Annotated in this window: 13 protein-coding genes; 7 read left to right on the top strand and 6 right to left on the bottom strand. The window is 60.6% G+C overall.

The window, feature by feature from the left end:
• Positions 1-109 precede the first annotated feature (109 nt).
• Positions 110-421, bottom strand: a complete 312-nt coding sequence (locus tag AC1DMK_RS18915; RefSeq protein WP_477861042.1) for a BrnA antitoxin family protein — start codon at positions 419-421, stop codon at positions 110-112.
• Positions 422-707: 286 nt separating this feature from the next.
• Positions 708-1,466, bottom strand: a complete 759-nt coding sequence (locus tag AC1DMK_RS18910; RefSeq protein ID WP_477861040.1) for a hypothetical protein — start codon at positions 1,464-1,466, stop codon at positions 708-710.
• 137 nt (positions 1,467-1,603) lie between these two features.
• Between AC1DMK_RS18910 and hisS the strand changes: the two genes are divergently transcribed.
• From hisS to AC1DMK_RS18885, 5 genes are all read left to right on the top strand, one after another.
• Positions 1,604-3,166 carry a histidine--tRNA ligase gene (hisS, locus tag AC1DMK_RS18905; protein WP_477861038.1) on the top strand — a complete coding sequence of 521 codons (1,563 nt, stop codon included), beginning with the start codon at positions 1,604-1,606 and terminating at the stop codon, positions 3,164-3,166.
• A 174-nt stretch (positions 3,167-3,340) separates the two neighbouring features.
• Positions 3,341-4,459 (top strand): ATP phosphoribosyltransferase regulatory subunit, encoded by a 1,119-nt coding sequence (locus AC1DMK_RS18900; RefSeq protein ID WP_477861036.1) that lies wholly within the window; start codon positions 3,341-3,343, stop codon positions 4,457-4,459.
• Complete coding sequence (hisG, locus tag AC1DMK_RS18895; RefSeq protein WP_037059682.1) at positions 4,459-5,154, top strand: ATP phosphoribosyltransferase; 696 nt, start codon at positions 4,459-4,461, stop codon at positions 5,152-5,154. Before AC1DMK_RS18900 ends, hisG begins: the two co-directional genes overlap by 1 nt.
• On the top strand, positions 5,154-5,759 hold the full coding sequence (locus AC1DMK_RS18890; protein ID WP_037059684.1) for a class I SAM-dependent methyltransferase: 606 nt from the start codon (positions 5,154-5,156) through the stop codon (positions 5,757-5,759). The genes hisG and AC1DMK_RS18890 overlap by 1 nt, the downstream gene beginning before the upstream one ends.
• A 47-nt stretch (positions 5,760-5,806) precedes the next feature.
• Positions 5,807-6,013, top strand: a complete 207-nt coding sequence (locus tag AC1DMK_RS18885; RefSeq protein ID WP_477861033.1) for a hypothetical protein — start codon at positions 5,807-5,809, stop codon at positions 6,011-6,013.
• Positions 6,014-6,078: 65 nt separating this feature from the next.
• On the opposite strand, the gene AC1DMK_RS18880 is transcribed toward AC1DMK_RS18885, so the two are convergent.
• A complete protein-coding gene (locus tag AC1DMK_RS18880; protein WP_037059686.1) occupies positions 6,079-6,522 on the bottom strand; it encodes a DoxX family protein in 444 nt (147 codons plus the stop codon).
• 216 nt (positions 6,523-6,738) lie between these two features.
• Here AC1DMK_RS18880 and AC1DMK_RS18875 point away from each other — a divergent pair, with 216 nt between their 5' ends.
• The gene (locus tag AC1DMK_RS18875) at positions 6,739-7,449 is read left to right on the top strand and encodes a glutathione binding-like protein (RefSeq protein ID WP_037059689.1); all 711 of its coding nucleotides are present in this window, start codon (positions 6,739-6,741) and stop codon (positions 7,447-7,449) included.
• Positions 7,450-7,504: 55 nt separating this feature from the next.
• On the opposite strand, the gene AC1DMK_RS18870 is transcribed toward AC1DMK_RS18875, so the two are convergent.
• The 3 genes from AC1DMK_RS18870 to groES form a co-directional block, all read right to left on the bottom strand.
• Entirely contained in the window at positions 7,505-7,951 is a 447-nt protein-coding gene (locus tag AC1DMK_RS18870) for a hypothetical protein (RefSeq protein WP_037059691.1), read from the bottom strand.
• 687 nt (positions 7,952-8,638) lie between these two features.
• Positions 8,639-10,279 (bottom strand): chaperonin GroEL, encoded by a 1,641-nt coding sequence (gene groL / locus AC1DMK_RS18865; protein WP_037059693.1) that lies wholly within the window; start codon positions 10,277-10,279, stop codon positions 8,639-8,641.
• A gap of 71 nt (positions 10,280-10,350) precedes the next feature.
• Positions 10,351-10,647 (bottom strand): co-chaperone GroES, encoded by a 297-nt coding sequence (groES, locus tag AC1DMK_RS18860; protein WP_037059695.1) that lies wholly within the window; start codon positions 10,645-10,647, stop codon positions 10,351-10,353.
• Positions 10,648-11,137: 490 nt separating this feature from the next.
• Here groES and chrA point away from each other — a divergent pair, with 490 nt between their 5' ends.
• Entirely contained in the window at positions 11,138-12,484 is a 1,347-nt protein-coding gene (gene chrA / locus AC1DMK_RS18855) for a chromate efflux transporter (protein WP_477861141.1), read from the top strand.
• The last annotated feature ends 102 nt before the right edge of the window (positions 12,485-12,586 follow it).

Raw genomic sequence — 12,586 nt, 5'->3', positions numbered from 1 at the left:
TGAAATTGGACAAGCCCGAAACAGAAGTGCCAGACGAGCCGGGGAGGTGGCGCCGAGACGTGGGGCTCACGGATACTTCGTGCCCGTTGGAGACGTGCCGTTTGCCGTTTCAGAGCTTCGCCGCCTTGCGCAGCGCATCGTTGATCCGCCCCTGCCAGCCCTTGCCGGTTGCCTTGAAGGCATCGATCACATCAGGATCGAGCCGCAACGAAATCTGCCGCTTCGGCATCTCCACGGCAGGCCGTCCGCGCGACCGGCGAATGCTCTCGGCAAGTCCGGGAAACACCTCGACAAAGGGACGGGCTATCCTGAGGTCTTCTTCGGTCCATTCGGGATTGTCCGGGTCTTCGGCAGTCCCTTTTTGGATCCTTGCCTCCCCTTCGTCAGTGAGAGGTCTGATCACCCGATTGGAATTGTTCATGTGGTCTCCTTTCCTGGCGGCTGGCCGGGGGCAGCGATATGACCGAAATGCCTTGCGCCCCAAGGATTGCAAAGACGACCGCGATCACGGCTTCGGTCCAGAACCCGACGGCTTTCAGGCGGCGTTCCCTTGCTGGAACGATCAACGCGTCAGCGAAGAAATCCAGCCGGTGCTTCTCGAAATTCCTTATGCGTTTCGGCTCATCAGAGCCAATTTCCATAGGCAGAATATCACAAAATAAAAGTGATACAATAAATCCTTGACTGCGTCCGCGATACGCTGCAATTCAATAGGCGGCAATCACGCGGTGAATGATCTGGTAGTCGACGCTTTCTTCGCCGATTGGCACGACCGGCCATGACCATTCGGCTTTCGCCGCCGGCGGCGAGACGCCGTGCAAGAGGTCCGCGTGATCGTGGACTTTGCCGGTGCGGTCGATGACGGCGTAGGAAATGTCGGTGAGAAGGCAGGTTCTGCAGGGCAGGGCGGCCAGATCGCCAAGATGGGCACTGATCAGTCGCGCGACGGTGTCATCGGGCATCCGGCCCGGTTCCTCGGCCTCGCAGCGCCGCACCACGCCACGGCCGATCTGCGACAGGAGGTTGGCGGAGACGACGAAATCGAGATAGGGAACGCCGCGCAGAAAGCCGAGAGGTTCGGGTACCCTGCCTGCCGCCAGTTCATCATAGCCCGACAAGTCGCGCTCGATCAGCCGCACGTTGCGATAGCCCTTGAATGTAAGCCACAGCCGCACCGACGCGAGATGAACGAGGTCAACGAGCACGACCGTATCAAAGGCTTCCGCGAGTTCCTTAATCGGCACATCGCGAAGCAGGCCGGAGCCGAGAACGACGGCCGTCCGCCTCTGGCGAAGGCCTGGCATCGCCTGCAGGATTGCGTTGCGGCTATTCTCCTCATGCTCCGCCCATTGCCGGCTGCAGCGGCCGGCGCGCGACCAGAGATTGACCGAGTACCCTATGAATTTCCGGTGCGCCTTTTGCGTCACCGGCATTGTCGCGGCATAGACAAGCGCCTCGGCAATCATGATGTAGCTCCCGCCATACGATCTCAATCCTTCGATCAATCGATTCTGTGTTCCGGATCAAGGGCCTTCGCCCTTGCCGCACCGGGCCCAATCCGCTAGGAAACCGCCACTGTCACAGTGAGCGGAAGACGTTGGAAATGAACGACAAGCAGAAGAAACCACAAAAGCTCAGGGCCAGACTTCCCCGCGGCTTCGTCGATCGTTCGGCGGCCGATATTCGCGCCGTCAACGAGATGACCGCGAAGATCCGCGGAGTCTATGAGCATTATGGTTTCGATCCTGTCGAGACGCCGCTGTTCGAATACACCGATGCGCTAGGCAAGTTCCTGCCGGATGCCGACCGGCCGAACGAGGGCGTCTTCTCGCTGCAGGACGACGACGACCAGTGGATGTCGCTGCGCTACGACCTGACGGCGCCGCTCGCCCGCCACGTGGCGGAGAACTTCAACGAAATCCAGCTTCCCTACCGCACCTATCGCGCCGGTTATGTCTTCCGCAACGAGAAGCCCGGCCCGGGTCGCTTCCGCCAGTTCATGCAGTTCGATGCCGACACCGTCGGCGCGCCGGGCGTCCAGGCCGATGCCGAAATGTGCATGATGATGGCCGATACGCTCGAAGCCCTCGGCATCAAGCGCGGCGACTACGTCATCCGCGTCAACAACCGCAAGGTTCTGGACGGCGTGCTGGAAGCGATCGGCCTCGGCGGCGATGACAAGGCCTTGCAGCGGCTCAACGTTTTGCGCGCCATCGACAAGCTCGACAAGTTCGGCCCCGAGGGCGTGCGTCTACTCCTTGGTCCGGGGCGCAAAGATGAAAGCGGTGACTTCACCAAGGGCGTGGGGCTTTGGTCTTGGCAGATCGAAGCTGTGCTTGCGGTGGTAACGTCCTCAAGCGTCCCTAGCCTTCAGCAGGTGCTTGATCAAGTTACGGCCAAGACCGGGGGCGTCCCGGACGAGTTTGGCGGAATGTCTCATCTGCCATATGACGACGCCGTCAACCTGCTCACCGAGCAACTTGAACCGATGATCCGGGCGGCCGGATATGGCGCTGATCGCATCAAGATCGATCCTTCCTGTGTTCGCGGCCTCGAATACTACACCGGCCCAGTCTACGAAGCCGAACTCACCTTCGACGTCACCAACGAGAAGGGCGAGAAGGTCGTCTTCGGTTCCGTCGGCGGTGGCGGCCGTTATGATGGTCTTGTTTCCCGCTTCATGGGCCAGCCCGTTCCGGCGACCGGTTTTTCCATCGGCGTCTCGCGCCTGATGACGGCGCTGAAGAACCTCGGCAAGCTCGGCCAGAGCGACGTTATCGCGCCTGTGCTCGTCACCGTCATGGACGGCGATGTCGAGGCGATGGGCCGCTACCAGCGCATGACGCAGGAGCTGCGCGCTGCCGGCATCCGCGCCGAGATGTACCAGGGCAACTGGAAGAAGTTCGGCAACCAGCTGAAATATGCCGATCGCCGCGGCTGTCCCGTCGCCATCATCCAGGGCGGCGACGAGCGCGCCGAGGGTGTCGTGCAGATCAAGGACCTGATCGAGGGCAAACGCCTGTCCGGCGAGATCGACGACAACGCCAGCTGGCGCGAAGCCCGTGTTGCACAGGAAACCGTTCCCCAAGCCGATCTGGTCGCCAAGGTGAAGGAAATCCTCGCTGCGCAGGCCGAAGACCGGAAGCGAGCTCAGAATGTGCGGTAGACCTCTCCCCAACCCCTCCCCACAGGCGGGAGGGGCATTGAGCCGCGCCGCCCTGCTCAACGGACCCTTTGCTCGCGCGGGAAACTGCCCGATTTCGCTCGACAAGCGCACCGGGTTAGCCCCACCCCCTTGTGGGGAGGGGTCGGGGAGGGGACTTTTCCCTGGAGCAACACCATGCCCCTGATAAATCTCCCCGATTTCTCTACCGAACTCCTGTCGGAATTCGCCGCACGTCGCACCGAACGCGTCGATACCCCTGTCATCCAGCCGGCCGAACCCTTCCTCGATATCGCCGGCGAAGACCTTCGCCGTCGCATCTTCATGACAGAGAGCGAGACGGGCGCGAGCTTGTGCCTGCGCCCCGAGTTCACCATCCCCGTCTGCCTGCAGCATATCGAGACGGCGACCGGCACGCCGAAGCGCTATTCCTATCTTGGCGAAGTCTTCCGCCAGCGCCGCGAAGGCGGTAGCGAATTCTATCAGGCGGGCATCGAGGATCTCGGCGACATCAACATCTCGAGTGCCGATGCGCGTGCGATCGGCGATGCAACCGGCATTCTCTCCCGTCTTCTACCCGGCAAGCGCCTTTCGGTGACGCTCGGCGATCAGGCGGTCTTCGAAGCCGTCGTTCAGGCGCTAGGCCTGCCGCTCGGCTGGCAGAAGCGCCTGATCCATGCCTTCGGCAACATGATCCAGCTGGAAACGCTGCTGGCGAGCCTGGTCAGCCCCCAATTCGTCACGGGCCTCGATGATGACGTCGCCCGTCTGGTCGGCGCTGACGACGAGGCGGCCCTCGTGGCTCACATCGACGCGACCATGCACCGGACCGGTTATTCCTCGAACGCCAGCCGTTCACCGCACGACATCGCGCGTCGGCTGAAGGAGAAGCTGATCCTTTCGGAAACCCGCCTCGATGACGCGGCCTTTGGAGTGCTGGAAAAATTCCTGTCGCTCAACGTGCCGCTCATCAATGCCTCCGCGGCTCTTTCGGGTTTTGCGGATGCGGCTGGTCTCAAGCTTGGAAACGCGCTTTCCCGCTTCGATGGCCGAGTGGCTGCTCTTGCAAACGCAGGCGTCGATCTCTCCCTGATCGATTATCGCGCTGCGTTTGGGCGTCCGCTCGACTACTATACCGGCCTTGTGTTCGAGATCGGCGTGGAAGGTTCGCAGCAGGTTCTCGCAGGCGGCGGCAGGTTCGACAGGCTGATGACCTTCCTCGGCGCCAAGGATCGCATTCCGGCCGTCGGCTTTTCACTCTGGCTGGATCGCATCGAAACCGAGAGGGCCGCCTGATGACCATTACCATCGCGCTCCCCTCAAAGGGCCGCATGAAGGAAGACGCCTCGGCCATTTTCGAACGCGCCGGAATGCCGATCACGGCGGTCGGCAACGATCGCTCCTATCGCGGCCGGGTCGAGGGCTGGGACGATGTCGAAGTCGCGTTTCTCTCCGCTTCGGAAATTTCCCGCGAGATCAGAAACGGCACCGTCGATTTCGGCGTCACCGGCGAGGACCTGATCCGCGAAGGTCTCGCGGAAGCCGACAAGCGCGTCGAGTTCTGCGCTCGCCTCGGCTTCGGGCATGCCGACGTCATTGTCGCCGTGCCCGAGATCTGGCTCGATGTCGATACGATGGCCGATCTGGGGGACGTCGCCGCCGACTTCCGTGCCCGCCATGGCCGCCGCCTGGCCATTGCCACGAAATACTGGCGCCTGACGCAGCAGTTCTTCTCCAGCCAGCACGGCATCCAGCTCTATCGCATCGTCGAGAGCCTGGGCGCAACCGAAGGCGCGCCGGCATCCGGTTCGGCGGACATCATCGTCGACATCACCTCGACGGGCTCAACGCTTCGGGCGAACCATCTGAAGGTTCTTTCCGACGGCGTCATCCTGCGTTCGGAGGCTTGCCTGGTGCGCGCCCGCAAGGAGAGCCATGCCGATCAGCCGTCGGTCGCAAGACTGATCGACGCCGTTCGCTCGGCGCTGTAATGGTCGGCGAGGACGACAACGTCGTTTCGCTCTACGAGCACAACGCCGTGGCATTCGACGCGCTTCGCGGCCGCAATTTGTTCGAAAAGCCGTGGCTGGACCGGTTCACCTCGCTCGTGCCGCCACGCGGCGATATTCTCGACCTTGGCTGTGGTGGAGCGGAGCCGATTGCATCGAGCCTGATCCGCGGCGGCTTTCGCGTCACGGGGGTCGATGCGTCGGAGACGCTGATCGGACTCTGCCGCCAGCGCTTCGCCGATCGGTCATGGTTCGTCGCCGATATGCGAGAATTTTCTCTGCCAGCGAAATATAATGGCATTCTCGCCTGGCACAGTTTCTTCCACCTGAAGCAGGACGACCAGCGGGCGATGTTCCCGCGGTTCGCAGCCCTTGCGGCGCCGGGTGCGGCGCTGATGTTCACCGCAGGCCATTTCGACGGCGTGGCGATGGGCGAGTTCGCCGGCGAACCGCTCTATCACGCCAGCCTCTCGTTCGAGGAGTATACGGCCCTGCTGTCGGAAAATGGCTTTGCGGTCGTCGCGCAGATGTCGCAAGATCCGCAATGCGGCGGCGCGACCGTCTGGCTGGCGAAGCGGGTTCCATAGCCTGCATTCGGTCGATGGCGGCATCGAACCCGTCAGATGGGATGGGCATGCGCATCACCGGACAATGCCATTGCGGTTACGTGACCTACGAGGCGGTGATTGACCCCCTTGCGGTCGGCATCTGCCACCTGAGAGATAGGTGCAGCATCGACCAGCGCGTCGAACTCGAACCCTGTCGGCAGGTCTGGTGCCGTTCGGCCGTGCCGTGGCTGTCCGATATCGCAGCGCTTCCCGGCGCCGAGCGGGAGGGTTAACCAACGACAAAACCCGCCGTCTGGTGACGGCGGGTCAAGCATGCTGGGGAAGAAGCTCTTAGCGCTTAGGCAGCAGCATAGGCGCCGCGGCGGGCGTCGAGCGAGTAGACGCCCGGACCGACGATGGCGAGCAAGATGTAGGCGCCGGCCAGCGTGAAGTTCTTCATGACCATGATCTGGTTGAGGGCATTGATCCATCCGTTTGCTGCAGCTGGGAAATCAGGAACGTTGACGGCCGGCAGATGGAAGACCAGCGCGGTGAAGATGCAGAAGGCAGCCAGCAGAAAGCCGATGATCTTGGTCTGGTAGCCGAGCAGGACGGCAAGGCCGGTCACCAGCTCGAAGGCGCCAGCGAGATAGGCCAGTGCCGCCGAGGCCGGAAGACCCGCACCGGCGATCATGCCAGCCGTGCCTGCAGGATCCGTGAGCTTACCGAACCCGGCCATGATGAACATGAAGGCGAGCAGCACGCGGGCGACGAGAATGGCGATGTTATTGGTATTCGACATGGGACGTTGTCTCCGGTTGAATGGTGGTTGAGGTCTTGTGCCCCCGGCACGGTCTTGACCTCGGATGACACGTTGTCGCCTTTTTTCGTCGTCGTGGAAAGATAAACGAACGCAGACACTTTGTTCGCTATTGTTGAACGAATAATCCGGGCGGACGCTGCTTGTCACTGCCATCCGCCCTCTTCTATGGTCGGCCACCGAAACACGGAGAACACGATGGCAGACCTTTCAGCATTTCCGATCGCAGCCCGTTGGCCGGCGGATAATCCCGATATCATCCAGCTTTACTCGCTTCCGACGCCGAACGGCGTGAAGGTTTCCATCGCGCTTGAAGAGCTCGGCTTGCCATACGAGGCGCATCTGATTTCTTTTGGCACCAACGACCAGAAATCGCCGGAGTTCGTCTCGCTCAACCCGAACGGCCGCATCCCGGCGATCATCGATCCCAACGGACCCGACGGAAAGCCGATCGGCCTCTTCGAATCGGGCGCTATCCTTCTTTATCTCGCGGAAAAGACCGGCAAGCTCATTCCGGCAGATGCGACCGGCCGGTACGAAACAATCCAGTGGGTCTTCTTCCAGATGGCCGGTATCGGGCCGATGCTGGGTCAGTTCGGCCACTTCTACAAGTTCGCCGCCGACAAGGTCGCGAACAATTCCTATCCGATGGAGCGGTATCGCGATGAGGGGAAACGCCTGCTCGGCGTTTTGGAGGAGAGGTTAAAGGGCCACCAATGGATCATGGGCGATCTCTACACGATTGCCGACATCACCACGTTTCCATGGATCCGTGGCGCCGACGTTTTCTATGGCGGCAGGGAGGAATTGGAGTACGCGAAATTCCCGGCTGTTATGGATTGGCTGGAGCGCTGCATCGCACGACCGGCCAGCGAAAAGGGTCTGAACATGCCGCGGCGTCCGGCCTGATCGCCCGGAGGCAAGGAAGGCCAGTCCCGCGGGGCTGGCTTTCTGTCTGAGATATCTATTGGCGACGGGCGAAAGCGCCGCCGATGTCGTTCTTGAGGCGTGGAAAAACGAACATGCCAAGCATGCTGCCGCCATACCCCTCCTCGTAGCCGCTGGACTCGCCCATGCAGAAGAGCGGCTGTCGGTAGCCGTTCGGCATGGTGATCGTCGTCGAGAAACAGAAGGACGCCGACAGCGTCGCTGCCTGTTCGAAGATCTCCAGGATGCGATTGTGATCGCTCCGGTCATAGCAGCGCATGAGGCTCAGGAGGCCGCACTCCGGCACTGACAAACCATGCAGCTTGGCGCTGCGCGCCTTGAGACTGATCACGCCGCTAGACAAATCCCCTACCCATGTTTCAGCGACGGAAAATTGAGCGAGCATCTCCGGGTCGTTGTCGTTGAGTTCCAGCGATCCCGGCATGAGTGGTGCGGTAGCGGTGGTCTTGGCGATCTTAAACAAATTTTTCCCCATTTTGGGGGCAGCGTTCCCCTGCTGCGCTCCCGACAAATATGGACAGGTTTATGCCACCCGGGCGTCATGCTCGGGGGACCCGGGAAAAGGGGTACGGACGATCGGTTCCTTTTTAAGGGCACCCGCGTCCACTTTCTCCGGAAAAATATACACAACTTATAATTTAAATATTGAAAATCTAATTCTGAGTTTGACGTCAGTACCGAGTAATCGAGAGAGCCCTGTCACACAGGACCTCTCGCTGTCCAACGAAGCGTGAAACGCAGCGCGGATTTATAGGAATTTTTTCGCAAACGGCAATCGCTTTTTGCACGCCCACGTTTTGTCGGTGCAACGCGACATTTGGATGAAATCGCGCAGGAATGGCAAAAAAATCGCTAAATAACCAAAAAATGATGGACTGAAACGATTACGGCAGCCGTCAAATCTGACAAAGCCTCACAAACCGATGCGATCTTCGACAAATTCAGCGTTGAAAAAAAGCGTGACGTCGCAAGCTTGGCGCAAGCTTCGTGTCCGGGCGGAGCGCTCGGCTCAGCTTGATCAAACGTTTTAGCTCGCGACAGCGGGAAATTCGGCCGAGGCGTGGACGAATCAGGCAACGAAAAAAGGGCGGCCCGAAGACCGCCCTTCTGTTCCGGAGACCGGAAATGGATCAGCGAAGGCTTTTGCCTATCACATCATGTCCATGCCGCCCATGCCGCCCATGCCGCCAGGCATGCCACCAGCAGAATCCTTCTTCGGCAGTTCGGCGATCATGGCTTCGGTGGTGATCAGCAGCGATGCGACAGAAGCAGCGTTCTGCAGAGCCGTGCGAACAACCTTGAGCGGGTCGACGATGCCCATGACGATCATGTCGCCATATTCGGACGTCTGGGCGTTGTAGCCGTAGTTGTCCTGGTCCTTGTCGAGCACCTTGCCGACAACGATCGAAGCTTCGTCACCAGCGTTTTCAGCGATCTGGCGAACCAGCGACTGCAGGGCGCGGCGAACGATGTTGATGCCGGCTTCCTGGTCGTCGTTTTCACCCTTTGCGGTGATCTTCGTGGAAGAGCGCAGAAGAGCGATGCCGCCGCCGGCGACGATGCCTTCCTGAACAGCAGCGCGCGTCGCGTTGAGGGCGTCGTCGATGCGGTCCTTCTTTTCCTTGACTTCGACTTCCGTCGAGCCGCCAACGCGGATGACGGCAACGCCGCCAGCGAGCTTGGCAAGGCGTTCCTGCAGCTTTTCGCGGTCATAATCCGACGAGGTCTCTTCGATCTGAGCCTTGATCTGCGCAACGCGGCCTTCGATGTCGGTCTTGGCGCCAGCGCCGTCGACGATCGTGGTGTTTTCCTTGGAGATCGAAACCTTCTTCGAACGGCCGAGCATGTCGAGCGTTACGGATTCGAGCTTGATGCCGAGGTCTTCGGAGATGACAGTGCCGCCTGTCAGGATGGCGATGTCTTCGAGCATTGCCTTGCGGCGATCGCCGAAGCCAGGAGCCTTGACAGCAGCAATCTTCAGGCCGCCGCGCAGCTTGTTGACGACGAGCGTTGCAAGAGCTTCGCCTTCGACGTCTTCAGCAATGATGAGGAGCGGCTTGCCGGTCTGGACGACAGCTTCGAGAACCGGGAGCATCGACTGCAGGTTCGAGAGCTTCTTCTCGTGAAGGAGAATGAAGACGTCTTCGAGGTCTGCGATCATCTTCTCCGGGTTGGTCACGAAGTACGGGCTGAGGTAGCCGCGGTCGAACTGCATGCCTTCGACGACTTCGAGTTCGGTTTCGGCGGTCTTGGCTTCTTCAACCGTGATGACGCCTTCATTGCCGACCTTCTGCATGGCTTCAGCAATGTCGAGACCGACCTGCTTGTCGCCGTTTGCGGAGATCGTGCCGACCTGCGCGACTTCTTCCGAAGTGGAGATCTTCTTGGCCTTGGCCTGGAGATCCTTCACGACGTCGGCAACGGCGAGGTCGATGCCACGCTTCAGGTCCATCGGGTTCATGCCGGCTGCAACAGCCTTGTTGCCTTCGCGAACGATCGCCTGGGCAAGAACGGTTGCGGTCGTGGTGCCGTCGCCGGCGATATCGTTGGTCTTCGAAGCAACTTCGCGGACCATCTGGGCGCCCATGTTCTCGAACTTGTCTTCAAGTTCGATTTCCTTGGCGACAGAAACGCCGTCCTTGGTGATGCGCGGAGCGCCGAAGGACTTGTCGATGATGACATTGCGACCCTTCGGGCCGAGCGTTACCTTCACTGCGTCAGCGAGAATGTCGACGCCACGCAGCATCTTTTCGCGCGCGGTGCGGCCAAACTTGATTTCTTTAGCTGCCATGATTGAAACTCCTGAATTCGAGTTGTCCGGGTTCTGGACCCGTCGGCTATGTCGGAAAGGCAGTCGGCTGATTAGCCGATGATGCCCATGATGTCGGCTTCCTTCATGATCAGAAGGTCTTCGCCGTCGATCTTGACTTCGGTGCCGGACCACTTGCCGAACAGAACGCGGTCGCCAGCCTTGACGTCGAGAGCGACGACCTTGCCGGACTCGTCACGAGCGCCGGAACCGACGGCGACGATTTCGCCTTCCTGCGGCTTTTCCTTAGCGGTATCGGGAATGATGATGCCGCCCTTGGTCTTGGCTTCGGACTCAACGCGGCGAACAACGACGCGATCGTGAAGGGGGCGGAAGTTGGTGCTTGCCATTGTCTAATCCCTCGATCAAATGACACTTGCGGGCCAGAAACGGCCCGCACGGATGGATGTTAGCACTCGCCTGTTGTGAGTGCTAGCGGCCTGCATTTAGGGATGGCACGTAGGGGAGTCAAGGATAACCTCGCAATTTTCAATAGGACACCTGTGCAACTTTTTGATGGCAGAAAGCCCGATCCCGCGAAAAATCATCCAGGATCGCAGATAGTCTTGGACGAACAATCGTTTGTCGGCAGCTGCGGCGCATTGACCATGTGACGGAAATCGCTGCGACGCGGCGCGAGCCGCCCGTCTCCCGGTCAACGCATTGGGCCAGCGCGTTGGGCCAGCGCGTTGGGATTGTCGCATATCCGTGCCAATGATATCGAGCAGAGCGACGCCGAGAAAAACACGATCGCGCTGATGGCCGGGCGAGGGGCAAAAGACCGTGAATGAAATAACCCCGGCCGATGATGTCGTGGCGGCACCGTCGCTACAGGAGGCTATGCGCGTTTGGGCGAAAATCGGCTGCTTGAGCTTCGGCGGGCCTGCCGGCCAGATTGCGCTGATGCACAAGGTCGTCGTCGAGGAAAAACGCTGGATCTCGGAAGAGCGGTTCCTGCATGCGCTGAGCTACTGCATGCTGCTGCCAGGACCGGAGGCGCAGCAGCTTGCAACCTACATCGGCTGGCTCATGCACGGTATCCGCGGCGGGTTGCTGGCCGGGCTTCTCTTCATCCTTCCGGGCTTCGCCGTCATTCTGGTGCTGTCCGGCCTCTACGCGTATTTTCAGGATGCGGCCTGGCTCTCGGCCCTGTTCTTCGGGCTCAAGGCCGCAGTTCTCGCCATTGTCATCGAAGCTCTGCTGAGGCTGGGACGTCGGGCGCTGAGGGGCCGCTTTCACTATTGTATCGCAGCCGCCTCGTTCCTGGCGCTATTCCTCCTGAACCTGCCGTTCCCACTGGTCGTGATCCTGGCGGGCGCAGCCGGCTTTGCGATGAGGCGAGACAAGCAGTGGAACGACCCGCCAGCGGACGTGGCAACGCGCCCCTATTTCCTGCCGCTGACGACGCGTTCCATTGCCAAGCCCCTCATCGTCCTCGTGTTCTGGATACTCGTCTGGCAGTCCCCTCTGCTTTTTGTGCGCAGCCTGGATGGGCCGGCAGACCTGATTGCGGAGACGCTGAGCGGCGAGACCAACGTCTTCGGTGCGGTCTTCGTCTTCTTTTCCAAGATGGCGGTCATCACTTTTGGTGGCGCCTATGCCGTCCTGTCCTATGTCGCGCAGGTCGCTGTCGGAAAATACGCTTGGCTGAAACCCGGCGAGATGCTGGATGGTCTGGCGCTCGCCGAGACCACGCCCGGCCCTCTGGTGCTGGTGCTTTGCTTCGTGGGCTTCCTTGCCGGGTTCCGCAATCCCATCGCCATGGCGCCGCTGGCGGGTGGCCTGTTCGGCGCATCGCTGGCGGCATGGGCGACGTTCGTCCCAAGCTTCATCTGGATCTTCGCCGGCGCCCCGTTCATCGAGAAGCTGCGCGATAACGCGACGCTTTCCGCAGCCATGTCGGCGATCACGGCCGCCGTCGTCGGCGTCATTCTCAACCTGGCGCTCTGGTTTGGTCTGCACGTGCTCTTTGCCGAGGTGGGACGTGTCGCGCTGTTGACGGGCGGGGCAGGTTTGCCGCTGGTCAGCCTCGCCTGGCCGGAATGGCGAACGCTTGATGTCGCAGGGCTCGGGCTTTTTCTCGTGGCCTGCGTGCTGCTCTTCCGTTTCAAGCTCGGGATGGTGAAGATCCTGGTGATTTGCGCGCTGGCCGGCCTGCTCGTGAAAGCCGGAGAGGTATTTCTGTAACGCCTGTCCGGCGGACTTTTGCGACCAGCGACCGCAAAATGCCTTGCCATCGCGCATTGCCTTTGCGATGTCAGCCGTCACTCTACGCAAATCGGGAAATCG

This window comes from Rhizobium sp. 05L419 (assembly GCF_056397845.1).
This window is presented reverse-complemented; position numbering and strand designations above follow the sequence as displayed.